Origin of the sequence: Kribbella sp. NPDC051718 (assembly GCF_040681515.1) — a bacterium.
In the GTDB taxonomy this organism is placed as follows: Bacteria; Actinomycetota; Actinomycetes; order Propionibacteriales; family Kribbellaceae; genus Kribbella.
Genome location: NZ_JBFAYZ010000003.1, coordinates 651,610 through 674,634, shown reverse-complemented (window position 1 = coordinate 674,634; position 23,025 = coordinate 651,610). Strand labels below are relative to the sequence as shown.

Genomic DNA, 23,025 nt, shown 5'->3' with positions numbered 1-23,025 from the left:
GTTGTCGTTCAGTGGCCTCCGGCAACGATAGGAACCTGTGCGAACGGCATCGGGGGCCGAGAGTCTTGCCCTGGACATGATTCCCGGGTGAACTCGATGTTCTGTCCGGTCTTCGCCGTTCTCGGATCAATCAGCACGACGGAGTCCGGCACGCCCAGCTCGACGGTGTGCTCGCGACAGTGGACTGCTTCACCGCGACGGAAGCGAGCATGGGATCAGGTGTCTCGTTCGTTGTCTGGTGTCCGACGCCCGCCGGGTGGTCGCCGACGTCCAGGCCTCGGCGGTCGGCGAGGACCTGGTCTGCTGTGGGCGTGGATGGTTGGCGTCGGGCCGGAGGCGGGCGGCGCTGTGGGTGGTGGGGGCGTGTTGTGGTGGGTTATTTACGGGCCGGTGGAGGGGGTGCCCGTTTCGCCCCAGGGGTTGAGGTCGGCGACGGTCTCGGGGGTTAGCCAGGACAGGCCTCTGGCGGCGGGGCTGGCTGGGTTGGAGGGGGTGGTGCCGCGTGGCCGGTTGGGCTGGGGGTGGTGGGGATCGGCGTTGATGGACCAGGCGGCGGTTGCGGGCGCGAGCCAGCTGGCGGCGGTGCCGTCCAGCGTCAAGGTGCCCGGGGCTCGACGGCCATCCGGGGCCGGCGAGCCCCAGGGCGAGGTCGGTTGGGTGCCGGGAGTGGCCCGGGCAGCCGGGGTTGATGGGGCATCCCAGGGCGATGAGGATTCCGGAGTGTGCCGGAGTGGTGAGGTTTCCGGGGTGTTGGGGGGTGATGAGGTGATGATGGACAGCGGGACTCGAGTTGGGGTGGGGATGGTCCAGTTGGGGCGGGTGATCTGGACGGTGCCTCTGGTGATGGTGACCGACCAGTGGCCGGCGTGGACGGCGCGGTGATGAGCCGCGCAGAGCAGTACGAGATTTGAGATCGAGGTCGGGCCGCCGTCGACCCAGTGGATGACGTGGTGGGCGTGACAATGCGACGGCGGGGCTTTGCAGATGACACAGCCCTTGTCGCGCCGGTTCAGAGCACGTCGGATCGGGCGGGTGACGAAGCGGTACTCCGTCCCGACATCCAACGGCTGGGAGTCCGAGCCGAGCACAATCGGCAGGACCGCCGCATCACAAGCCAGAAGACGGACGGCAGAAGCGGACAGGTTGTCACCGAAGAGCAGTTCACCGACGGCTTCGGAGGTCAGAGCCTTCAGATCCGCGAAATCAATGGTGACCGTCAAGTGCGGCACACCAGGGACACCCGTCGCGGCGGGGACGCCGGTAGCGATGTCGAGGATCGCGGTCAACGCATCAGCCTGCCGCTTCTCGTGCGACCGCGGGTCCAGCTCACCATCAACTGTCCGGTGTGGTTTCGCGAGGTCGTGGATCGCGATCTTGAACTGTTCGGCATTCGCACCCGCCAGGAACCCACCGAACTTCACACCGTCATCGGCACGGCGGATCCACAGCTTCTCGTTCTGGTACGCCTCATCCTCGGCGGGCTCGGGGCCGTCGGTGTCCAACCGGTCGAGGACCTGGCGGCCGAAGTCGCGCAGGCCACTCGGGGTCAGATAGCGCGCGACCTCGACCATCTGCTCCTCGGCGACCGCGAGATCCTCGGCCGGCACGGTCGCAGGCGCCTTCTCCAAGGTGAAGACGATGACCTTCGCCAGTTCCACGGTCAGCCTCAATGGGTCCTCGTCCGAGGCGAGAGCCGCGGCCACCGCGCCGTACTTGGCAAGGTTCTTCAGGAACTTGAGATCACTACGACTCTCGGCCGCGTCGCGCCGGTGGCGAAGCTCGAGGAGTTCGACGGTGTTCTTGGCACCCAGTTCGGTCGCCAGACCCCGGGACTCGACGTCCCCGACCAGCTCCAGGCAGAGCACGTTCAGCTGGAGCCGGGCAGCCACGACCGTGTCCAGAGTGACCATGAGTTCGTCGTCACTCTGGAGACAGGTGGGTCGCAGCTGCGAGATCTCCATACCGACAACCCTAGACAGCCCCGCCGACAGTTTTCGAACCCGGAAAGCCCTTATTTACAAGGGATCTGCGATTGGCAGGAAGTGGCCAGGTTATGCACAGGACATGCGCGGCTGTGGACGAGCACGAAGTCAGTTGGGACCGGTGCGACTACCCTGTTGCATTGAGGGTGAAGCGGCGGCGGTAGTTGCTTGGGGTTAGGCCGGTGCGGCGTCTTAGTTGGATTCGTAGGTTGGTGGGGGTGCCAAGGCCGGATTGGCGGGCTACCGCGTCTAGGCGGATTTCGCCTGCTTCTAGTAGGCGGCAGGCTAGGGATACTCGTTCGGCGGTTAGCCAGGCGAGGGGCGTTGTGCCTAGTTCTGCTTGGAAGTGGCGGTGGAGGGTGGCTTGGCTCATGGCGGCGTGGGCTGCGATGTCGGCGATTGTGAGGGGGCTGGCTAGTTCTTGGCGGATCCAGGTCAGGAGCGGAGCGAGCGACGTGTCGGCTACGGGTGGGACTGGCTGGTCTATGAATTGGCGTTGGCCGCCGTCTCTGTGAGCGGTGTAGACGAGGCGGCGGCTTACTGCATTGGCGATCTCGGCGCCGTGGTCGCGGCGGATCAGGTGCAGGCCTAGGTCTAGTGCGGCGGCGCTGCCGGCGGCTGTGAGGACGTTGCCTTCGTCAACGAATAGGACGTCGGGTTCTAGCTTGACCTCGGGGTACATGGCGGCGAAGAGGCCGGCCCAGCGCCAGTGGGTGGTGGCGCGGCGGCCGTCGAGTACGCCGGCCGCCGCGAGGGTGAAGGCGCCGGTACAGAAGCTCACCAATCTCGCTCCGCGCGTGGCGGCCCGGCGTACGGCGTCGAGAACAGCCGGAGGCGGCGGTACTTCGGGGTCCGGGCGGTTCGGGACGATGACGGTGTCCGCGTCGTCGACCTGGTCGAGCCCGGCGACTCCGGTGAGCTGGAAGAACCCGCTGTGCATGCGGACGGCCGGCTCCGGCGTACAGAGGACCAGCTCGTACCACTCCCGATCCAGCTCCGGCCGCCGCAACCCGAACAACTCGGTCGCCACCCCGAGCTCGAACGGATTCGACCCCTCACCAACAATCACCGCAACCTTGTGCGCCCGAGTCTGGTCCGGCCGCTGCTGCGAGGATTGTTTCGACATGTGTTATTCCTAGCACTCACGCGATCGGAATGCACCTGGCGAGGATGGTTCTGTGACCAACGAACCGATTGACCTCCGCGCCGTTCTCTCCACCTTCGACGACCTGTGGAATCCGCGGATCGCCGCGCGGATCAACGACTACGACATCCGCGTGACGCATGTGAAGGGCTCGTACATCTGGCATGTCCACGACACCACCGATGAGCTCTTCCTGACGCTGGACGGCGACTTCAACATCGCTGTCCGCGACCCCGAGGAGCGGGTAATCAGCCTCCCGGCCGGCTCACTGTTCGTCGTACCCAAGGGCATCTACCATCGCCCCTTCTCCGATGGCGGTGCGCAGATTCTCGTCATGGATCCCGCCAACACGCCCACCACCGGCGATACCCATGACCCGTTGCCGGACCACATCCAAACCCACACCGGCATCGCGCTCTAGCCACCTCGACCGGCCGCGTGGTGTTAGGCAGGCTCGAGCGCGCCGGCGGCTTGGAGCAGGAGGGTTTCGTAGATCGACGGGTCGTCGGCGGTCGCGATCGGGAAGCCGGTGCCGTAGGCGTCGGTGTAGTGGACTTCCACACCGGGGTTGGCAGCATTCGTACCGTCGGCGAGGAACAGGTGAGGGCTGCACTGAACCGCATTCGTCTGCGACACAGCGAAGTCAGCCATCACCAGCTTCCGGGCGCGGCCATCGTCGAGCGCCTCCGCCAACCGATCGACGTCGACGGCGCCCGTCTCAGCAGCAACCTCCAGCAACACCGACCGCAAGCTGATGCACCGACTCTCGACCCAGAACGTCTTACGCAACGCGAGATCCAGCGCCTCACTCGCGGCAAGCCCCTGCTCCTTGGCCGCCTGCACAGCCTCCAGCGCCGGCACCGTCGTCGTCGGATAGGTCCAGTCGGGCGCCTGCCACAACTTCCACCCGGCCTCCGGATCGAGCCGGCCGATCGCCGACACCTCCGAATCGGTCCCCGGCCGCGGACTGCTGTGCCCGTTCAGCAGTTCCAGCGGGAACGCGTGGTGGTCGAACCCCACCTGCCCTTCCAACCCCAGCCGGGCGCGGGTCGTATGCAGCCGATGCACGGCCAGATGTGCGAACGAGCACCAGATATCGGAGTACACGACGATGGTCCCCGGCGCGACAGCAACAGTCATCAGTTTCCCCTTCAAAACAATGGAAAACCCACCATATCATAGAACTGGACCGCAGTCCGGTTAACTGCCGGAGTGATTGAATGACCCACCACCCGGCCGATCAGCAGGTTGAGCACTGCAGCCGATCCCGCCGACGCCAGCGCGAGCAGCAGCGTCGCCACGGTCGCGACGGGGACGACCCCGTAGGCGTACCTCAGCAGCATCCGCATCGACCAGATGCTAGTCGCCAACCACCGCCGGCTCGACAGGCTTTTCCACCGGGGCGTTGCGCCGTGGAGTGACGACCAGTACGAAGGCGAGGGCAGCCAGTACGACGATCGCGCCGGCGTGGAAGGACTGCGACATGCCGTGCACGAAGGCATCGCGAACGCCGTCGGCCAAGGCCGGTCCGTGAGCGCCGAGCCGAGGATCGGCGGCAACCTCGAGACCCGCGGCGGCTGAGTCCTTCACGTGAGTCGCGGCTTCCGGCGGAAGGCCGGCGACCAGGCCGGCCGCGCGATCGGCGTACGCGGAGTTGAAGAGCGAGCCGAGCAAGGCGATGCCGAGTGCGGCGCCGAACTCACGCGTCACGTCGTTGACCGCGGAAGCGACGCCCTGCTTCGACGGCGGCAACGCGGACACGATGCTGTTGGTCGACGGCGTCGCCGACAGCGCGAGCCCTCCGCTGAAGATCAGCAGAGCGATCAGGAACTGCCAGTACGGCGAATCCGCCCCGAGCCGTGCCGCCAGCAGGAAGCCGACCGCCATCGACACCAGCCCGGCGGCCATCCACGGCTTGCTTCCCGACCGGCGCACGAGTCGCGGCGACAGGGAGGACAGCGGCATCACCACAGCGGCCATCGGCAAGAACGCGAGTGCTGAGCGCAGCGGCCCATAGCCGAGTACCAACTGCAGGTACTGCAGGCCGACGTAGAAGAAGCCGAACGTCCCGAGGAACTGGATCACCAGCGTCGTGAAGCCGGTACTGAACCCGCGCAAAGCGAACAGCCGCGGATCCAGCATCGGGCGCTCCCGCCGCAGCGCCTGCAGAGCCCAACCGGACAAGGCGATCGCTGCCAGCGCGAACGCGCCGATCGACACCACATGATCCCAGCCGCGGTCCGCTCCTTCGATCAGCCCGAACACGAGCGCGCCGATCCCGATCGCCGACAACGCCGCCCCACCCAGATCCACCGCTGGCTCCTCAGCGCCCCGGGTGTCCGGCACCAGCAGTACGTTCGCGACGACCGCGACCGCCGCCATCACCGCGAGCGCCAGGAAGGTCGATCGCCACGAGAACGCCTCCAGCAAGCTCCCCGACAGCAGCAACCCGAGCACCGCCCCGGCGCTCGCGAATCCGGCCCAGACCCCGACCGCACGATCCCGCCGATCCGCCGGGAACACGGCGGTGATCGTCGACAGCGTGGGCGGCATCGCGAGCGCGGCACCGATCCCCATCACCGCCCGGCACGCGATGACCAGGCCGGCCGAGTCGGCGAAGGTGGCGGCCAAGGCAGCCAGGCCGAAGATCGCGGTCCCCGCGATCAACGCGCGGCGGCGGCCGAAGTCGTCGCCGATCGCCCCGAACGGCAGGACGAGCGCGGCCAGCGCCACGGTGTAGGCGTCGGCGACCCAGGTGAGCTGGGCGCTCGACGCGCCCAGTTCGAGCGCCAGGTCCTTCAGCGCGAGATTGACACCCGCCACCGACGCCATCACGAGCACGACGGTCAGGCAGCAGGCGGCGAGTACGGCAGACGGGGAACGGCGCATTGCACTCCTCCTGATAAAACGGAATTTGTTCTTCCGTTTCACCACGGAGCAGAAGTGGAACCGGGGGTTCCGGTATCGTCGGTGTCATGCCCGTCACTCCCCAGCCGTCACCCGAGCCCACCCGCCGCCCGCGCAAGGACGCCGAGCGCAACCGGCAGCGCCTGCTGGACGCCGCCGGCGAGCTGTTCGTCGAGCGCGGCTTCGCGGTCTCGCTCGAGGAGATCGCCGCCCGCGCCGGCCTCGGCGTCGGCACGGTCTACCGGCACATCGACGACCGGGCCGGACTGCTGAGCGAACTGCTCGCGCCGATGCTCGAAGAGGTGCTGACCGTCACCCGGCAAGCGCTGGACCGCGACGATCCGGGACCGGCCTTCTTCTGGTTGCTGCGCGAGCTCGCCGAGCGGGTCGCGCTCAATCAGGCGATGCGGGACGTGTTGCTGGCCGAGATTCCGCCGGAGCCGATGGTCACCCGGCTCCGCGCCGAGTTCGCACCGCTCGGCACCGAGGCGTTGCGTCGTGCGCAGGCGGCGGGCGCAGTACGGGATGATCTGGGTCCAACCGATCTGCCGTTGCTGCTGGCCGCGGTCGGATCGATCGAGGTGCGATTCGGGCGGGTGGCGCCGGGGACCTGGGAACGGTTCCTGACGTTGCTGCTCGATGGCCTGACGCCGTCGAGGACGACCACGAGCAAGCTGGCCGTCGTACCGCTGACCGATGAGCAGCTGGGAGAGCTGTCCAGTCCGGAATGACCTTGCCCCCTTAGCATCCAAGCGATCCGCGACCGGCCGGGGGTGGTACTCGACCTCCAGTGCGTGACATGACAGATTGCGACGGTCCGATCACGCAAGGCTGTATTTATTCCTTCCCCACCCCACCGCCCCGGTCGTCTGGAGTGTCTATGAAGTTCCGTACCCTGGCCGTCGCCCTGGGTATCAGTACCGCCGCACTGCTCGCGATTCCGGGCTCCGGGGCGACCGCCTCGCTGCAGACCGGGACGGAGCGGGTGCAGTCGGGGCCCAACAAGGTGGCCACTCGGTACCTGAACCAGAAGCTGACCTGGACGCTGTGCGGCGACCCGGAGTACCGGACCTACTGCGCGAAGATCACCGCTCCGCGCGACTGGTCGAACCAGTACTCCGGCAACGACATCGACCTCGCCATCAGCAAGGTCACGCCAACGAGCAAGAGCAAGAAGAAGCCGAGCCGTGTCATCTTCGGCAACCCCGGCGGACCCGGTGGAGCAGGGCTCGGGATGGCGCCGTACCTGGCCAGCCAGGCCGGGCTCGGCAAGGACCACCTGTACGTCGGGTTCGACCCGCGCGGCACCGGCGACAGCGCCAACGTCACCTGCCAGGGCGCACCCGGTTTCACCATGGACGCCCGCGACCGCGACAGCGAGAACCTCGGCCTGATCTCCGAAGCGGCTCTCCTCACCCGCCCGTACTGCGAACGCCAGTCCCGCGGGCTGCTCCCCTACGTCAACACCGCGCAGACCGTCCAGGACATCGACCTGATCCGCCAACTGCTCGGCTACGAGAAGATCGACTGGCTCGGCTACTCCGGCGGCACCTGGCTCGGCGCGTACTACCAGACCTACTTCCCGGCCCACGTCGGCCGTTTCGTGCTCGACTCGAACACCGACTTCACCCGGCCCTGGTCGGAGACCTTCGTGGCCCAGCCGCAGGCGTTCGAGCGGCGCTTCCGCGAGGACTTCGCACCGTGGGCGGCCAAGCACGACGACCGGCTGCACCTGGGCTCATCACCACGCTTGGTGATCAGGACCTATGAACGGTTGCGCCGGGAACTGAAAAAGCAGCCGGCCGTCGAGGAGTTCCTGGACGGGTCGATGAAGATCACCTACGACCAGAACACGCTCGACCAGATCGTGGCCTCGGATATGTATACAAAACTGGATTTCCAGTCACTCGCTCTGGATCTCGCATTTCTTCGGGGTCTGTCCGCGGCGCAGACCACCGGCGGGCCGAAGGCCGCGCAACACAAGGTCGACGCATTGCCGCTGGCCCGTCAGCAGGAACTCGTCCGGCGCGCGACCAGCGGACCCATCGGCCTGCCGCCGATCGGCCAGGCGGTCGGCGACGACGCGGAGAGCGCGACCTTCACCGCGGTCACCTGCAACGACACGGCCTGGCCGCAGGGTCGCGAGGTCGGCGACGACCTGGCGGCCGACCTCGGCCCGAAGTACCCGCTGATCGGCTGGTCGATGAACGAGAACCCCTGCTTCTACTGGGATCGGCCCGCGATCGAGATGCCGACCCCGACCGGCAAGGGCTTGCCGACGACGTTGATGGTGCAGTCCGCGCACGACCCCGCCACCAACGCCTCACTGGCCGCCGCGGCGCATCAGCGGTACGCCGGATCGCGGCTCGTCACGATCACCGGCGAGGGCGACCACGGCATCTACGGCGGGGTGAACAAGTGCGCCGACAAGATCATCAACACCTTCCTCACCACCGGGGTGGCGCCGGCCCGCGACGTCAGCTGCAAGGGCGAGGGAATTCCGGCTCCGTCAGTTCCCTATTCCGGCGACGAGCCGGTCGACGGCGCGCCACTGAACCGGATCGCCGGATTCACCAAAGCGGTCTCCGGATATCTGCATTGAGCGTTGAAGCCGCAATGAATTAGCGGCATTTCTACGGCACGGAAAGCGAACACCTCGCCACTCTCCGCGAGAATATGGCGATGCGTTCGTTGTCACCCTGCGTTTGTCAGGGCGATGTCAGGGTTCCGTCCCTGTGCCACGCAGCGTGACCACGGCAACCTTGAGTCAGCGCGGGAGAACCGGGCATCGGCTGGGAGGGCCCGATGCTAGGTGACATCGCCGAACGCGGCTTCGGCCGGCTGTGAGGTGGGGGGACTGCCTGGGGGGTCAGACAGAACACAGCCGGCCGGGACCTCGTTCAACGATGGCGCATCCCGGCTCCCAGATCCCTCGCGAGGTACCTTCGATCCCCCAGGTCGTGGTGCCTCGCGAGGCTTTTTTCTGTGATCAAACATCACCGATGGCGGTCCAGGTACTGCGCCTGGTAGAGCGACGGCGGGAACAGCCCCGGCCGGTTCGCACCCTCGATGTAGCCGGCCGGCTGGCTGAACGGGCCGTCCCCGGTGACCACTCCCCGGCACCCGATCGCGTAGTTCTGCGCCGTCGGCGGCTTCTGGACGACGAGCTTGGCGGTGCCGGTGTCGCAGTTCCAGCCGACCGAGTGCGAGGTCGCCCAGCCGTGTCCGGTGCCGTAGTCGCCGCGGTTGTAGATCCCCAGCGTCAGGTCGACCTGCGGCGCGACATCGCGGTGGTTGTCCCAGAGCAGTCCCTGGCTCCAGCGCCGGTGGCCTTCGCTGGACGCGAGCGCGCCTTCCGAAGTACCGCGCAGGAAGACGATGCCCGAGGCGCTGCTGGCGCCGTTGGAGATGAACGCGTGCCGGGCCTTGGTGGCGTGGCAGTCGACGAACAGCACCTGCTGGGAGAACGACTCGCAGTTGAAGTTGTAGCGCAGCCCGCCGGTGACGACCGAGGCCGGATCGAACGCGCGGCAGTTCCGGACGGTGACCCGGGTCGCCTCGGTGGTCTCGACGCCGGCCTTCGCGAAGTGCAGGAAGGTGCTGTCCCGGACCCACGCGTCCTCGACCTGGCGGACCTTCACGCCGACCCACGCATGCGCCTCGTCCACCTCCGGGTCACCCGCGAACTGGATGTCGATCCGCAGGCTCTCGACCCCGACGCCGGTCACCAGGCCGGCGCGGTCCCAGACATACAGGTACGACTGCGCCAGCTCGCGTCGCAGGTGCTCGAAGAGCGGCACGTCGACAGTCACCGTGTTGCCGCGGATCGACTGGATGTAGCGGTTGTAGGTGATCGGCTGGCTGTCGACGGTCCAGCCCGCGTCGGTCGCCGTACCACCGTGGTCGACCGCGGTGAGCCACGCCTCGGTGCACGGGTGGATCAGGATGATGTTGTCGCCGCGCTTGAGGGCGCTGGCGTCGGCGACCTCGAACGATCGCGAGCCGACCTGCACCCAGTCGCTGGTGATGTCCGTCTTGGTCCCGGGGACCTGGCCGCGCCAGCTGGTGCTGGTACCACCGCCGAGCACGATCACGTCGCGGGATACCGGGGTGTTGCCGGTCGCCTGGAGGATGGTGTGCCGTTTCGGGTCGGCGCCGTCGCCGGAGCCGCGGAGGACGACGCCGGACTGGTTCACCCGGAGCGTACCGGCGACCGGGTAGTTGCCGGGGGCAAGCAGTAGGGCGCCGCGGAAGCCCGCGTGGTCGGGGGTGCGCTTGCCGACCTCGTCGATCGCTGCCTGCAGGTGGGCCGTGTTGTCGCCCTCGATCGGCTTGACGGTTTTGACGGTCCGGACGTGCGGGATCGGGCTGTCGCCGTATTTGTAGCCGGCGTAGCTGAAGTCGGGGATCCGGTTCCCCTCGGCGTCGGCGGTGTAGACGAGCCGGTACTTCGCGTCGTACCGGACCCGCTCCGACTGCCACAGGCCCGTGGTGGACGCCTGCGGAGTCGCACCCGACGCCTGGCTCATGCCCAGCGAGCCTAACGCCGCTCCCCCGACCACAGCTCCCCCGGCTCCGAGCAGACTCCTCCTGCTGAACACGTTCGTCATCGAGCACCTTCCTGAGGGGCGGATCAGTCCGCCCATCCTGCGGTGCGGCATCGCCCTTGGCAAGCGCTTACCGGCGCGTCGGGAACCGCTTCCCACCAGATGGAACTCAGCTGATGAGCAGTTTCAGAGGCGGTTGGAGCGGTCGGGGGCGCCTGCGCCGCCGGTGCCGGGGTAGCCGTCGGCGACGGCAGCTAGTGGGGCAGCGCGGCCGGCGGACCAGGCGGCTCGGAAGGCTCGGCGGTCGAGGGTTTGCTCGATCGAGCGGCGGGTGGCGAGCTGGTCCGGCTTCTCGACCTCGGGCACCGGCGCGCCGATCACCTCACGGATCCCGTCGGCCGCACCGATCAGAAACGCCGCGTACTCCGTCCGCTCCCGCTGCTGAGCAACCGTCGCCAGCTCCTCCAGCACGCTCGCGGTCCGCCACCGGTCACCAAGATCGCGATGCTCGGCCAAACTCTCATCGAGCAGATGCACCGCCCGATCGGTGAACCCGCGACGCCGCTCGACAATCCCCAACTGATTGAGCGACCAGGCGACGCCCTCGCGATACCCGAGCCGCTGCGACAACGCCAGACTCTCCAGCAGCAGGTCCTCGGCCTCGGTCAACTCACCGCTGTACTGCGCGATCGTCCCCAAGCTGATCAGCGACCACGCCAGCCCTTCGCCGTCACCAAGCACCCGGAAGCTGTCCCGAGCTCGCTTGCACCGCCGCGCCCCGATCTCCAGATCCCCACGCAGCCACGCGACGAACCCGAGATGGTTGTGCGCCCAGGACATCCCCGACCGATCGCCAAGACTCTCGAAAAGGTCGTAGCTCTGGCAATGCAGATTCTCGGCCGTCTCGTAGTCCCCGCGCTCGCGAGCCACTCCCCCAAGCCGCTGCATGACGAGCGCAGTACCAGCCGTGTCCTCAAGCTCCCTGTACTGCGTCAGCGCCGACTCCAGCCGCGCCGTCGCCACGCCATACTCACATTGCAGGAACGCCAGCATCCCCGCGCCCAGCGCCGCCTTCGCCTGGTACTGCGGTTCGACCCCACCCGACCCGGCCATCGTGAGCGCCCGCTCGAGCCACTCGCTGCCCTCGGCGTAATGACCGCGCAGGTAGCAGAACAACCACAGCCCACCGGCGAGGCGAACTGGTTCGCCCGCAGTACCGGATCGCAACGACCACGTCATCGCGGCCCGAAGATTGTCGAGCTCACCGTCGAGCCGGTCGAGCCAGTCGGCCTGGTTCGCACCCCGTAGGTGGCTCTCGGCCTCTTCGGCGAGCGAGATGTAGAACGCCGCGTGGTGCCGCGCGACCTCATCGGTCCGGCCCGCCGCCGCCAGCTGGTCGGCCGCGAATTCGCGGATCACGGCGAGCATGTCGTACCGCGCGATACCCCGATCGCGACTGACCCGGATCAACGACTTGTCCACGAGCCGGCTGGTGAGATCGAGCGCCCTGGCCCGCTCCAGCGGACCGGGCACGACCGTGCCGGACAGCACCGCGGCCGCCGCGTTGAAGTTCCAACCGCCGACGAAGACCGAGAGGAGCGCGAAGAGTTCGCGCTCCTGCGGGGTCAGCAGGTCATGGCTCCACTCGATCGCGCCGTACAGGGACTGTTGCCGCGGCCCCGCAGTACTGGATCCACCTGCCAGGATGCCGAAGGAGGTCTCCAGCTCGGCCGCGAGCTCCTCGACGGTCAGCACGTTGGTGCGAGCGGCGGCCAGCTCGATCGCGAGCGGCATGCCTTCGAGGCGGCGTACGACGCGGGCCACCTGCTCACGCTGCTCAAGAGGCTCATGTCCCCTTGCGGTGGCCCGATCGATGAACAGCTTGACCGCGGGCGACGTGTCCAGTTGATCGTTCGTCTCCGGCAGAGCCAGCGGCTGCACGACGTACACACTCTCGCCGGCGATCCGCATCAGTTCGCGGCTGGACGCGAGGATGGAGAGGTTCGGGCAGTACTCGAGCAAGGCCGAGCAGATGGTCGCGATGTCGGCGACCACGTGCTCGCAGTTGTCGAGCACGAGCAGCAGGTTTCGCCGGCCGATCTGCTCGGCGATCTCCTGGATCAGCCGGGCTCCGTCGAGCGGGTGCAGTCCGGTCGACGCGGCCACCGCCGGCGCGACCGCGGCCGGATCCGAGACCGGGGCGAGCGGCACCCAGCAGACACCGTCGTCGAACTGATGGGCCACCTCGGCGGCGACCGCGAGGGCGAGACGGGTCTTGCCGACGCCGCCTGGACCGCTCAGCGTCATCAACCTGGTGACGCGTTCGCCGACGAGCCTGCCAACCTCGATCAGCTCGTCCGTGCGGCCGACCAGCTCGTTCGCCGGAGCCGGTGCCGGGCGCATCGCCGAGCGGGGGGCGGCGTTGTCGTCGCGGCGGGCGGCGGCGGTGAGCTGGGCGCGATCGGGCGCGCCGAGCCGGAGGGCGTCTCCGAGCAGCCTGAGTGTGTGCGGTCTGGGCGCTCGGCGGCGACCTCGCTCGAGCGCCGCGATGGCGTCGACGCTCAGACCGGCAAGCTCCGCCAGTCCCTCCTGCGACAGTCCGGCGTCTCGCCGGTGCCTGCGGAGCAGATCACCGAAACCTGTTGCCTGGGCGTCGTCCGAGCCGCGGCGAGACCCGTCTGAAGGCAAAGGACGGCCCACCCAGTCTCCGACCTCGTCCGTGGCGGTCGCCACGCACACCCTGAAGGTATCCCGATCCACACCGCGTTGTCAGGCTGAGCCACACCGTTCCCAGCCAACTCACAGGAAACTCCCGCTTTACTGCTGAGTACGGTGCTCGATTGCCGTCCGCATCGATGCGCGGGCCCGCTTCCGGTCGCCGGCTGCGTCGTAGGCCGTCGAAAGCCGGAACCAGACCCGCCAGTCGTCCGGCGCCGCCTCGGCCTCTTCCTGGTACTTCGTGAAGGCGGCGTCCGCGGCGGCCCGGTCGATCCGCCCCGACGGCCGCCTCGGCAGATCGTCGACAGGGAGCCCGCCCGACTCGGCCAGCTCCCGCGCGAGCGCCTCGGTCCGCCGGCCGAACTGGAGCTCGCGCCAGACGAGGTACAGCCCGATGAGCGGGATCACCAGCACCGCGACACCGAGCACGATCGCGACCGGGTCGCCGGTGCCGATCAGCAGCACACCACGCCAGCCGAGCAGTCCGGCGTACGCGATGAAAACGATCGCGATCACCGCCACCGCTCGCTTGGCCGTCATGTCAGCTGAGGTCCATGAAGTGCTCGAGACCGACGGTGAGCCCGGGCGTGCCGACGATCTTCCGTACGCCGAGCAGGACGCCTGCCATGAACGATTCGCGATGCATGGAGTCGTGCCGGATCGTCAGCGTCTCACCGACGTCGCCGAGCAGGACCTCCTGGTGCGCGACGAGGCCGCGCAGGCGGACGCTGTGGACGGGGATGCCGTCGACCTCGGCTCCGCGAGCGCCTTCGAGGCCGGTGCTGGTGGCGTCCGGGATCGATACTGAGCCGGCGGCTTGGCGGGCTTCGGCGATGAGTTGCGCGGTGCGTTGCGCCGTACCGGAAGGGGCGTCGACCTTGTCGGGGTGGTGCAGTTCGATGATCTCGACGGATTCGTAGTACGGGGCCGCCTTGGCCGCGAACTGCATCATCAGTACTGCGCCGATGGAGAAGTTGGGGGCGATCAGTACGCCGGTACCGGGATTGGCGTCGAGTTGGCTGCGGAGGGTCGCGAGGCGCTCCTCGGTGAACCCGGTGGTGCCGACGACGGCGTGGATGCCGTGCCCGATGCACCAGCCGAGGTTGTCCATCACGACCTCGGGCCGGGTGAAGTCGACGACCACCTCGGCTTTTGCGTTGGTGAGCTCGTCCAGCTCATCACCCTGGTCGAGTGCGGCAACCAGCTCCAGATCGTCGGAAGCTTCAACAGCCTGGCACGTCTGAGCGCCCATCTTGCCCTTGGCACCCAGCACCGCAACCTTGATCATCCGTCGCCTTCCTCGCTTTTGCTGATCCGGGGTCAAGGATCTCACTGCGGTCCGGCGAGGTTGCGCTCAGGGAGTGTGCGTCGCCAGCTCGGCGGCCGGGACGTAGATCTGCAGGTTCATCGTGGTCGCGGGTGGGGCGATCAGTTTGTAGTCGACGTCGAAGTCCAGCCCACAGGTCCGCAGGGCGTCGATCTCCAGCTCGCTGACCGGGCGGTTGAAGAACAGCAACGGCTGGCGGTTGCCCGGCCACGGCTCCTTGGTGGAACAGACCTCGGTGATCCCGGCCGCGGTCCGCTCGCGCTCCTTCGGCGCCACCCAGGCCTCACCGAACGGGCGACCGCGCAGCATCAAGACGATGCCGGCCATCTTGTCCAGGGCGATGATCGGGCGGCCGGACGGTGTCGTGTAGGGCTTCAGGAGTTCGTCGAGGGCCTGGTACCTCGCGGCGTTACCCTTCGTCAGCTTGAGCCCGCCGAGCGACTTGAGGTTGGTCGCGGTGGTGAGGTCGCGGTGCGGCGCCGATCGGTACGGGTTGAGCACCAGGCCGCCGTACGAGATCGAGGCGACGGCGATCAGCGCGCTGACGGTCACCAGGGCGGTCGTCGTACGGGCGACCAGCGGGGCCTTGTCGAGGCTGGTCAGGACGGCGATCATCAGCGCGGCCCAGGCGGCGAACGCGTTGAAGCCGATCATGTAGATCGGGGTGTTCGTTCCGAACGCCTGCACGAACGGCAGCACGGTGAGCAGACCGAGAATGACCCATGACCTTGGGTTCTCTTTGCCTGGCGACCATTGCTTGGCTAGTAGCGCCGCGATCGTGGTGATGACGGCGACCAGTACCGCGGCCAGCAAGGTGACCTGGAACTTGCCGTTGTTGACCGGGCCGCCGTGGAGTCCGCCCTTGTCGATGGCTTGGTACACCGACAAGGCGAGACCGGCCGCGGTCAACAGCCACGCGGCGTACCGGAGTACGGGCTTGCGGGCTACTACTCCGGCTGCGGCGGCGATGAAGAGCAGGAAATGCTGCTTGAACGTCTCGCCGACGAGCTTGATACCGGTGTCCCAATACATCTGCACGAGGGTGGCCGGGGTGTACGAACTGCCCGCGATGAACCGGTTGACTGCGAGGATGCCCGGAACCGCCACCGTCAACGGCACCACGAAGACCTGCACCGCGACCGCTACTGCCGTTGCGCCGACCAGCGCCCAAAAGATGCCCCGGGCAACAGCCTGCGACCCTTGCTTGCTGAACACGACGATCGCCGCGACGACGATCAGCGTGAGCACCACGATCGACGACCACTTCGCCAGCACCATCACGCTGATCACCACGCCGGCCAGCGTGAGCGCCCAGATCGGCGGCTTCCGGTCCTTCTCGATCGCGGTCGCCGCCCAGAGCACGCACGAAACCCCGGTGAGCGACCCGAGCAAGATAACGTCGTTGTACGCCGGACTGATCGGCAACCAGCTGTAACTCATCCCACCGGCCGCCAGGATGCTGGTGATCCCCGCAGCCTCCCAGAGCCACGTCTTGGGCGCCTCCGGCCGCCGCGCCCGCAGCCACCGCATGAAGCTCCACCCGAAGAACAGGTGCCCAACGACGACGGTCACCAGCCGGAAGATCCGCAGATGCGCGATATCCCAATGCAGCAACTGAAAGATCGGCCCGTAGATGTACTGAATCCCGGTCAACGCCAGCGGATTGCTGCTCCACCACCGGTAGGACAGCAGGTAGTACCCCTCGTCGGTGATATCGAACCCGTACCCGACGTTCCGAGCCGCGGTCACGATCCACGTCAGGCTGACCCCCGCGGCGATCGCCAACACGGCAACAATCAGCCCATGGCTACCCGCCGTGACCTTCTCATCGCGATCGGCGACCCCGTCAACACTCACCCGAGAACCTTAGACGCCCCGCAACATGTCATTCGCCACCCGAGACGTCGGCCTGGTAGAGGACCTCACCACTCCGGGCGTCGACGACGCTCACCACGTCCTCGGTGAAGAAGAAGTCGGCCCGCATGCCGTCGACGGACGGGCTGATGTTCGTCGTCACATGCGCGAACTCGTCCCCGATACCGGATCCGGCTGGTCGTCGCTCACCCGCCAAGTCTGCCTCACCCCGCGCCCACCCTTGTCGCTGAGCTTTCAGCCCTGATGCAACACGTGGACGGTTGGCGCGCCGACCGGTTACGGTCGGCGACGACTACACCGCAGCGAGTTGACGGGTCGGTCAGGAACGGCTGCATCGGTTGCGACTACGGAGGAGATCGAATGCGATTGAGAACAACCGGAAAACGCGCGGCTGCGACGGTCGTGATGCTGTTCGCCGCAGCGGTCCTCGTTCCGCTGACGGCCCAGGCGCCGGCCCAGGCAGCACCGGACGTCGCGACCGGAACGACCGCCTGGACACCGGACATCTCCCCGATGTTCTCCGGCGAGTTCGTCTGGCGGGACGTACCGAGCGCGAACCGGAACGAGAAGCTCGCCATCTGCGCCGCCGCCAACGGAATCGCCTGCGTGTCGGTCGGCCAAGGCGACGGCAGACACAGCATCTTCCACCTGTTCAGGTGCGAGACCCGAACCCTCTCGAACTTCATCGACGCCCTAGCCGTCAAGAACCACCAGACCGGCGGAGTCCAGATCCACTTCTGGGGCCCCCACAAAGAAGTCTGGATCCGCCCCGACCCCAACATCCTCTGGACAGTCCCAGACGACTACACCTACGACTTCGGCCACCTCGACCTCTGCTGAACACCGCATAGACGACGCCGGCTGGGACGAGTGCTCCTCACCCCGATGTCGCCCACCGGCCACACATCAGCCCGCCAACGCGAGCACCTCGGCGGCCACCCCGCTGTCAACAAGCTGGCGACGCAGGAGCCGGCGCCCGGGGTGGGTGGGAGCTCAGCGCCGTGGGAGCGACGCAGGAGCGACCGAGGCGCCGGCGTGGGTGAGTACTTCAGGCGGTGAGGGTGGTTGTGTAGGTGGATTGGGCGTCTTCGGCGAAGTGGCAGGCGACGGATTGGCCCGTGGGGAGTTGGCGGAGTTCGGGGACCTCGATCGAGCAGCGGGCTTCCGCGCGGAGGCAGCGGGTGTGGAAGCGGCAGCCCGAGGGCGGAGATACCGGGGAGGGTGGGTCGCCGGCCAGGACGATGCGTTTGCGGCCTTGGCGGGCCAGGCCGGGCTCGGCGGAGAGCAGCGCCTGGGTGTAGGGGTGGGCTGGTACGTCGTAGACCTGATGGTGTTCGCCGAGTTCCGCCACCCGGCCGAGGTACATCACCGCGACCCGATCGGACACGTGGCGCACGACCGATAGGTCGTGGGCTACGAAGATGATGCTCAGGCCGAGTTCACGCTGTAAGCGCATCAGCAGGTTCACCACCTGCGCTTGCACGGACAGGTCCAAAGCCGACACCGGCTCATCGCAGAGCAGTACGTCCGGGTTCAGCGCGATGGCGCGAGCGATACCGATCCGCTGCCGTTGGCCTCCGGAGAACTGATGCGGGAACCGCGTCTCGTCCTCGGCGCGCAGACCGACCAGCTCCAGCAATTCCCGCACTCGGGCGCGGATGTCGAGACCGCGCGAAACATCGGGATGGACCTCGAGCGGCTCGGCGACGATCTCGCCGACGCGCATCCGCGGATTCAAGCTTGAGTACGGGTCCTGGAAGACGACCTGTACGTTCCGCCGCCACCGCCGGAGCTCGCGACCGCCCATCTTGCTGACGTCCTCACCGCCGTACAGAACGGACCCCGACGTCGGCTTCTCCAGCGCGGCCAGCAGCCGGACCAAGGTCGACTTCCCGCAGCCCGACTCCCCCACGATTCCGAGCGACTCGCCACGGCGCAGGACGAGATCGACCCCGTCCACCGCCCGTACCAGCGTCTTCTGGCTGAAGGAGAACGCCGGGCTGATGTCGTAGTGCTTGACCAGGTTGGTTGCCAGCAGCAACTCGTCACTCATCAGACCGCCTCCTGCGCGGGGATCGACGTACGGCGGATGCAGGCAGCGTCCCGGCCGGGCGCGATCGTCAGCAGCGGCGGTACCACCTCAGCGCACTCCGCGATCGCCTCCGGGCACCGGGTCCGGAAAGCGCAACCCGACGGGATGGCTCGCAACGAAGGCGGCGTACCGGGGATCGTCGGCAACTCCTGACCCTTCAGGTCAGCCGACGGCATCGACCCCAGAAGCCCCTCCGTATAAGGGTGCAGAGGCCGTTCAAGCGCCGCAGCAGTAGCCGCCCGCTCGACCACATGCCCGGCGTACATCACCACCACGTTGTCAGCGACATCCGAAACCACCCCGAGGTCGTGCGTGATCAGCACAACCCCCATCTCCCGCTCAGCCTGCAGATCCTCGATCAACTCCAGAATCTGCGCCTGCACGGTCACATCGAGAGCGGTAGTCGGCTCATCAGCGATCAGTACGTCGGGATCCAACGCCAGCGCCATCGCCAACATCACCCGCTGCCGCATCCCGCCGGAGAACTCGTGCGGATAGTCATGCACCCGCTTAGCGGCCGCCGGAATCCGCACCTGATCCAGCATCTCCGCCGCCCGCTTCATCGCGTCCGACTTCGACATCCCCCGATGCACCCGATAACACTCGGCGATCTGCTTCCCCACCGACTGCACCGGATTCAAAGCGGACAACGAATCCTGAAAGACCATCGTGATCCGATCCCCGACGATGCGACGTCGTTCCTTCACCGTCATCGCGATCAGATCTTCACCCCGGTACTTCGCAGTCCCGGAAACGATCCGCCCCGGTGGCATCTCCAAGATCCCCGTCAACGCCTGGGTGGACACACTCTTCCCCGAACCCGACTCCCCCAGAATCGCCAGCGTCTCCCCCGCCCGGACCTGCCACGACACGCCGTCCACGGCCCGCACCCGCCCGTGCGGAGTATCGAACTCCACCGACAGGTCTGAAACCTCCAGCAGTACCTCGCCAACCGTCGCACTCATCGCATCAACTTCGGGTCGAGGGCGTCGCGGATCGAGTCGCCGATGATCATGAAGGAGATCGTCATCGTCGAGATGAACAGCGCCGGCCAGATGAACAGGTGTGGTGCGTCCCGGTACGACGCCGCGACGCCGAACTGCGACCCCCAGGAAATGGACGGCGGCTGCAACCCCACGCCCAGGAAGGTCAAGATCGCCTCCAACCCGACCAGCCCGCCGACGCCGAGAGTCGTCGTCGCCAGCAACGGCGCCATCGCGTTCGGGAAGACGTGTTTGCGCAGGATCCGCAACGGCGGCACCCCGACCGACCGCGCCGCCAGCACGAACTCCCGATTCCGCACCGAGAACACGGTGGATCGCATCAGCCGCATCCCCAGCGGCCACGACGTCAGCAGGATGACCCCGACGATGATCCAGATGCTCCGGTTCGGGACCGAGTTGAGCACGACGATCAGCGCCACCAACCCGGGCAGCGAGAACAGTACGTCCGCAGTACGGGAGATCAGGTTGTCCACGAAGCCCGGGAAGTACCCGGCGAGCAACCCCAGAACCGCCGCGATCAAGAACCCACCGATGCTCGCCACGACACTGACCAGCACCGACGGCCGGGCGCCGTAGATGACGTTGGCGAAGTAGTCGCAGCCCTGGACATCGAAGCCGAAGGGATGCCCCGGGGCGCGCCCCTGCTGCGACTTGCCCAGCTCGCAGAACCGCGGATCGGTGGCGGTGAAGATCCGCGGCACCGCGGCCATCAGGAAGAACGTCAGCACGAGCACCGTACAGAGCACGAACTGCGGTTTGCGCAGCAACGCCCGGAGCAACTCGCGGTTCGACAGCGTCCGCCCGCCCAGCTCCAGAGCCTCGGACTCGAAGATCGCCTGCGTCTCAGACATTGCGCACCCTCGGATCGATCGCGCCGTAGACGATGTCGACGATCAGGTTGACGGCGATGAACATCACGAAGGCCAGCGTGGACAGCAGCACGACCACGCCGCCCTCCTTCAGCTTGATCGCCTGGAACATGAACTGGCCGAGCCCGGGCAGGTTGAAGATGCTCTCGGCCAGCAGTGCGCCGGCGAAGATGCCACCCACGTCGACGCCCATGAAGGTCACCATCGGCAGCAACGCGTTCGGCAGCACATGACCCCACAGGATCCGCTGCTCCCCCAGACCCTTGGCCCGGGCGGTCTTCACGAAGTCGGCGTTCGCCGTCTCGACGATCGACGTCCGGGTCAGCCGGGCCAGGCCGGCGAACCCGGTCAGGCCGATACACACCGCGGGCAGCAGGTACGACGTGGGATAGCCGTGCGCAATGCCTGATACCGGCAGCCATTTCAGCTCCACACCGAACACGTACTGCGCAGCGAAGTACACGACCAGCAGGGGCACCGCGAGGATGAAGAGCGTCGCGAGCAGGAGGATCCGGTCGACGGCGCCGTTGCGCTTGAACCCGGCGTACAGGCCGAAGAGCAGGCCGGCGATCCACTGGATCACCAGGCCCATCGTGGCCAGCTTGAGCGTCACCGGGATCCGCAGTTGCAGCTGCGAGGCGATGTCGGCACCGGCGAAGGTGGTACCGAAGTTGCCGGTGAAGATGTCCTTCATCGACAGCAGGTACTGCACCACGAACGGATCGTCGAGGTGGAACTGCGCGCGCTTGGCCGCCATCACCGCGGCCGGAATCGGCTTGTCACCGGCCAGCTCACGCAGGGGGTCTCCGGGCATCGCGAAGACGAGCGCGAAGACCCCCAGCGTGACGATCAGGCCGATCGGCACGGCCGCCAGGATGCGGCGCAGGACGAACCGGGTCACTTGAACGTTGAGTAGAGCGCCTGGACGCCGGTGTACTTCGACACCCGCGGCTCGATCTTGGCCGAGTGCAGGTAGGCGTTCTGCTTGGCGTACAAGGGAATCAGCGGCATGTCCTCGAGGGCAATGTCCTCCACCTGCTGGTACAGCTTGATCGCGGCCTCGGGGTTCGGCTCCGCGTCGCCCTGGGCGAGCAGCGCGTCCAGCTTGGGGTTGCTGTAGTGGGCGAAGTTGGCGTCACCGGTGGTCTTGAACATCGGCGTCAGGTAGTCCTCGATCGACGGGTAGTCGTGTCCCCAGCCGCCGAACCGCAGGCCGTCGAGCTTGCGCTGCTGGGCCAGTTCGGTGAGCTCGGAGCCGACCTTGCCGGTGTACTTGACCTCCAGCCCGAGGTTCTGCCGGAGCATGTTGCCGATCGCCTCGGCGAACAGCTGCCCGGTCGCGGAGGTGGTGTTGTAGTTGATGTTCAGCGGACCGGAGAAGCCGCCCGCCTCGGCCAGCAGCGACTTGGCCTTGGCCACGTCGAAGGCGCAGTACTTGCAGGCGTCGGCGCGGTAGCCGTCGATGTCCGGCGAGATCAGGCCGTTGGACGGCGTCGCCAGGCCGACCAGGTCGGCGAGCGCCTTGCGGTCGATCGCCTCCGAGAAGGCGTGCCGCAGCCGGGGGTCCTTGAAGCGCTGGTCCCAGGCCGGCATCACCAGATAGTTGGCGCCGGAGCTCTCACCGGTCACCCAGCCGTCCGGCGCGTCGGTCTTGAAGGTCTTGATCTTGGTCGCCGGTACGTCGACGAAGTCCACCGTGCCGGCCAGGAACTCGTTGTACGCCGTGTCCGCGTTCGGGATGAACCGGAAGGTGATCCCATCCGCCTCGGGCGCGTTCGGGCCCTTGTAGCCGTCCCACTTGGCCAGCTTGACGTCGCCGCCGTTGCTCCAGTCACCGTCCAGCTTGTACGGTCCGTTGCCGATCGGCTTGCGCTTGTACGCGTCCGGGTCCTTGCGTACCTCCTCGGGCAGCGGCGCCAGCCCGAGGTACTGCAGGGTCAGCCCGAACTGCGAGAACGGCACCTTGAGCTTGACCGTGAAGGTCAGGTCGTCGACCTGCTCGAGGCCGCTCATCGCCTTCACCGACGTGGGCTTCGGGGTGGCGCCCTCGGCGGTCGGCGGGTTCAGCGCGTCGTACCCCTCGACCTTGGAGAAGAAGCCGTTGTTGTCCCAGGCATTCGAGCCCTCGGCGGTCAGGTTCCAGCTGTCGACATAGTCCTTCGCGGTCAGCGGCTGACCGTTCTGGAAGCTGTTGCCGGCCTTCAGCTTGATCGTCCAGGTCTGGCTGGTCTTGTCCGGGGTGACCGAGTCGGCCATCACGTTGACGACCTTGCCGGTGTTCGGGTCGGTCGCCACCAGCGGCGCGAACATCGCCTGTGCGACCTGGATCCCCGGGCTGCCGTTCTCGTTCAGCGGGTTGATGAAGTCGAGCGGATCCGCGGCCAGCGCGATCACCACGCTCTTGGCCCCGCCCGTCCCCGAGCCGCTGCCCTTACCGTCGCCACAGCTGGTGAGCACCAGCGCGAGACCGAGCGTCACCCCCAGAACCCCAGTGACTCGTCGCACGTCGAACCAACTTCCTCGGCGGAGGGCCGGTAGGCGGAATAGCCGCCATGTTGGC

At 67.2% G+C, this 23,025-nt stretch carries 20 protein-coding genes; 4 read left to right on the top strand and 16 right to left on the bottom strand.

The window, feature by feature from the left end; translation table 11 throughout:
• Nucleotides 1–380: 380 nt before the first annotated feature.
• Both AB0M15_RS14760 and AB0M15_RS14755 read right to left on the bottom strand, forming a co-directional pair.
• Nucleotides 381–1,961 carry a DUF222 domain-containing protein gene (locus tag AB0M15_RS14760; protein WP_363817971.1) on the bottom strand — a complete coding sequence of 527 codons (1,581 nt, stop codon included), beginning with the start codon at nucleotides 1,959–1,961 and terminating at the stop codon, nucleotides 381–383.
• Between the two features lie 148 nt (nucleotides 1,962–2,109).
• The gene (locus tag AB0M15_RS14755; protein WP_363817968.1) at nucleotides 2,110–3,108 is read right to left on the bottom strand and encodes a helix-turn-helix domain-containing protein; all 999 of its coding nucleotides are present in this window, start codon (nucleotides 3,106–3,108) and stop codon (nucleotides 2,110–2,112) included.
• 52 nt (nucleotides 3,109–3,160) lie between these two features.
• On the opposite strand from AB0M15_RS14755, the gene AB0M15_RS14750 reads away from it, so the two are divergent.
• Complete coding sequence (locus AB0M15_RS14750; RefSeq protein WP_363817966.1) at nucleotides 3,161–3,547, top strand: cupin domain-containing protein; 387 nt, start codon at nucleotides 3,161–3,163, stop codon at nucleotides 3,545–3,547.
• A 23-nt stretch (nucleotides 3,548–3,570) separates the two neighbouring features.
• Here the strand turns inward: AB0M15_RS14750 and AB0M15_RS14745 are convergent, their stop codons facing one another.
• From AB0M15_RS14745 to AB0M15_RS14735, 3 genes are read right to left on the bottom strand one after another with little or no spacing between them, the layout of a single operon-like run.
• Nucleotides 3,571–4,266 (bottom strand): DsbA family protein, encoded by a 696-nt coding sequence (locus AB0M15_RS14745; protein ID WP_363817964.1) that lies wholly within the window; start codon nucleotides 4,264–4,266, stop codon nucleotides 3,571–3,573.
• A gap of 11 nt (nucleotides 4,267–4,277) precedes the next feature.
• The gene (locus AB0M15_RS14740; RefSeq protein ID WP_363817961.1) at nucleotides 4,278–4,475 is read right to left on the bottom strand and encodes a hypothetical protein; all 198 of its coding nucleotides are present in this window, start codon (nucleotides 4,473–4,475) and stop codon (nucleotides 4,278–4,280) included.
• Between the two features lie 10 nt (nucleotides 4,476–4,485).
• Nucleotides 4,486–6,015, bottom strand: a complete 1,530-nt coding sequence (locus AB0M15_RS14735) for an MFS transporter (RefSeq protein WP_363817960.1) — start codon at nucleotides 6,013–6,015, stop codon at nucleotides 4,486–4,488.
• Nucleotides 6,016–6,101: 86 nt separating this feature from the next.
• Between AB0M15_RS14735 and AB0M15_RS14730 the strand changes: the two genes are divergently transcribed.
• Nucleotides 6,102–6,764 carry a TetR/AcrR family transcriptional regulator gene (locus tag AB0M15_RS14730; protein WP_363817957.1) on the top strand — a complete coding sequence of 221 codons (663 nt, stop codon included), beginning with the start codon at nucleotides 6,102–6,104 and terminating at the stop codon, nucleotides 6,762–6,764.
• 149 nt (nucleotides 6,765–6,913) lie between these two features.
• Nucleotides 6,914–8,635: an alpha/beta fold hydrolase gene (locus AB0M15_RS14725; protein ID WP_363817954.1), complete on the top strand. Its 1,722-nt coding sequence runs from the start codon at nucleotides 6,914–6,916 to the stop codon at nucleotides 8,633–8,635.
• Nucleotides 8,636–9,029: 394 nt separating this feature from the next.
• Here AB0M15_RS14725 and AB0M15_RS14720 read toward each other — a convergent pair whose 3' ends face one another.
• The 6 genes from AB0M15_RS14720 to AB0M15_RS14695 all read right to left on the bottom strand — a co-directional run bounded on the left by AB0M15_RS14720 (nucleotide 9,030) and on the right by AB0M15_RS14695 (nucleotide 16,696).
• Nucleotides 9,030–10,643 carry a hypothetical protein gene (locus AB0M15_RS14720; RefSeq protein WP_363817952.1) on the bottom strand — a complete coding sequence of 538 codons (1,614 nt, stop codon included), beginning with the start codon at nucleotides 10,641–10,643 and terminating at the stop codon, nucleotides 9,030–9,032.
• Between the two features lie 123 nt (nucleotides 10,644–10,766).
• Nucleotides 10,767–13,313, bottom strand: a complete 2,547-nt coding sequence (locus tag AB0M15_RS14715; protein ID WP_363817949.1) for a tetratricopeptide repeat protein — start codon at nucleotides 13,311–13,313, stop codon at nucleotides 10,767–10,769.
• A gap of 84 nt (nucleotides 13,314–13,397) precedes the next feature.
• Nucleotides 13,398–13,838 (bottom strand): hypothetical protein, encoded by a 441-nt coding sequence (locus AB0M15_RS14710; RefSeq protein ID WP_363817946.1) that lies wholly within the window; start codon nucleotides 13,836–13,838, stop codon nucleotides 13,398–13,400.
• Nucleotide 13,839: 1 nt separating this feature from the next.
• On the bottom strand, nucleotides 13,840–14,586 hold the full coding sequence (gene dapB / locus AB0M15_RS14705; protein ID WP_363817943.1) for a 4-hydroxy-tetrahydrodipicolinate reductase: 747 nt from the start codon (nucleotides 14,584–14,586) through the stop codon (nucleotides 13,840–13,842).
• Nucleotides 14,587–14,652: 66 nt separating this feature from the next.
• Nucleotides 14,653–16,482 carry a hypothetical protein gene (locus tag AB0M15_RS14700; RefSeq protein ID WP_363817940.1) on the bottom strand — a complete coding sequence of 610 codons (1,830 nt, stop codon included), beginning with the start codon at nucleotides 16,480–16,482 and terminating at the stop codon, nucleotides 14,653–14,655.
• Nucleotides 16,483–16,510: 28 nt separating this feature from the next.
• Nucleotides 16,511–16,696: a hypothetical protein gene (locus AB0M15_RS14695; RefSeq protein WP_363817938.1), complete on the bottom strand. Its 186-nt coding sequence runs from the start codon at nucleotides 16,694–16,696 to the stop codon at nucleotides 16,511–16,513.
• 164 nt (nucleotides 16,697–16,860) lie between these two features.
• On the opposite strand from AB0M15_RS14695, the gene AB0M15_RS14690 reads away from it, so the two are divergent.
• Complete coding sequence (locus tag AB0M15_RS14690) at nucleotides 16,861–17,340, top strand: hypothetical protein (RefSeq protein ID WP_363817935.1); 480 nt, start codon at nucleotides 16,861–16,863, stop codon at nucleotides 17,338–17,340.
• A 208-nt stretch (nucleotides 17,341–17,548) separates the two neighbouring features.
• Here AB0M15_RS14690 and AB0M15_RS14685 read toward each other — a convergent pair whose 3' ends face one another.
• Genes AB0M15_RS14685 through AB0M15_RS14665 form a run of 5 tightly spaced genes read right to left on the bottom strand, consistent with a single transcriptional unit; the run spans nucleotide 17,549 to nucleotide 22,970 of the window.
• Nucleotides 17,549–18,553: a dipeptide ABC transporter ATP-binding protein gene (locus AB0M15_RS14685; RefSeq protein ID WP_363817932.1), complete on the bottom strand. Its 1,005-nt coding sequence runs from the start codon at nucleotides 18,551–18,553 to the stop codon at nucleotides 17,549–17,551.
• Nucleotides 18,553–19,557, bottom strand: coding sequence for an ABC transporter ATP-binding protein (locus tag AB0M15_RS14680; RefSeq protein WP_363817930.1), 1,005 nt, complete (start codon nucleotides 19,555–19,557; stop codon nucleotides 18,553–18,555). Before AB0M15_RS14680 ends, AB0M15_RS14685 begins: the two co-directional genes overlap by 1 nt.
• Entirely contained in the window at nucleotides 19,554–20,447 is an 894-nt protein-coding gene (locus AB0M15_RS14675; protein ID WP_363817928.1) for an ABC transporter permease, read from the bottom strand. The genes AB0M15_RS14680 and AB0M15_RS14675 overlap by 4 nt, the downstream gene beginning before the upstream one ends.
• Nucleotides 20,440–21,366: an ABC transporter permease gene (locus tag AB0M15_RS14670; protein ID WP_363817925.1), complete on the bottom strand. Its 927-nt coding sequence runs from the start codon at nucleotides 21,364–21,366 to the stop codon at nucleotides 20,440–20,442. The genes AB0M15_RS14675 and AB0M15_RS14670 overlap by 8 nt, the downstream gene beginning before the upstream one ends.
• Nucleotides 21,363–22,970 (bottom strand): ABC transporter substrate-binding protein, encoded by a 1,608-nt coding sequence (locus AB0M15_RS14665; RefSeq protein ID WP_363817922.1) that lies wholly within the window; start codon nucleotides 22,968–22,970, stop codon nucleotides 21,363–21,365. The genes AB0M15_RS14670 and AB0M15_RS14665 overlap by 4 nt, the downstream gene beginning before the upstream one ends.
• Between the last annotated feature and the right edge of the window lie 55 nt (nucleotides 22,971–23,025).

What these genes read in the sequence shown, in the direction of transcription:
- AB0M15_RS14760 (WP_363817971.1), bottom strand. Translation starts at nt 1,961, where the DNA reads ATGGAGATCTCGCAGCTGCGACCCACCTGTCTCCAGAGTGACGACGAA.
- AB0M15_RS14755 (WP_363817968.1), bottom strand. Translation starts at nt 3,108, where the DNA reads ATGTCGAAACAATCCTCGCAGCAGCGGCCGGACCAGACTCGGGCGCAC.
- AB0M15_RS14745 (WP_363817964.1), bottom strand. Translation starts at nt 4,266, where the DNA reads ATGACTGTTGCTGTCGCGCCGGGGACCATCGTCGTGTACTCCGATATC.
- AB0M15_RS14740 (WP_363817961.1), bottom strand. Translation starts at nt 4,475, where the DNA reads ATGCGGATGCTGCTGAGGTACGCCTACGGGGTCGTCCCCGTCGCGACC.
- AB0M15_RS14735 (WP_363817960.1), bottom strand. Translation starts at nt 6,015, where the DNA reads ATGCGCCGTTCCCCGTCTGCCGTACTCGCCGCCTGCTGCCTGACCGTC.
- AB0M15_RS14730 (WP_363817957.1), top strand. Translation starts at nt 6,102, where the DNA reads ATGCCCGTCACTCCCCAGCCGTCACCCGAGCCCACCCGCCGCCCGCGC.
- AB0M15_RS14725 (WP_363817954.1), top strand. Translation starts at nt 6,914, where the DNA reads ATGAAGTTCCGTACCCTGGCCGTCGCCCTGGGTATCAGTACCGCCGCA.
- AB0M15_RS14720 (WP_363817952.1), bottom strand. Translation starts at nt 10,643, where the DNA reads ATGACGAACGTGTTCAGCAGGAGGAGTCTGCTCGGAGCCGGGGGAGCT.
- AB0M15_RS14710 (WP_363817946.1), bottom strand. Translation starts at nt 13,838, where the DNA reads ATGACGGCCAAGCGAGCGGTGGCGGTGATCGCGATCGTTTTCATCGCG.
- dapB (WP_363817943.1), bottom strand. Translation starts at nt 14,586, where the DNA reads ATGATCAAGGTTGCGGTGCTGGGTGCCAAGGGCAAGATGGGCGCTCAG.
- AB0M15_RS14690 (WP_363817935.1), top strand. Translation starts at nt 16,861, where the DNA reads ATGCGATTGAGAACAACCGGAAAACGCGCGGCTGCGACGGTCGTGATG.
- AB0M15_RS14685 (WP_363817932.1), bottom strand. Translation starts at nt 18,553, where the DNA reads ATGAGTGACGAGTTGCTGCTGGCAACCAACCTGGTCAAGCACTACGAC.
- AB0M15_RS14680 (WP_363817930.1), bottom strand. Translation starts at nt 19,557, where the DNA reads ATGAGTGCGACGGTTGGCGAGGTACTGCTGGAGGTTTCAGACCTGTCG.
- AB0M15_RS14675 (WP_363817928.1), bottom strand. Translation starts at nt 20,447, where the DNA reads ATGTCTGAGACGCAGGCGATCTTCGAGTCCGAGGCTCTGGAGCTGGGC.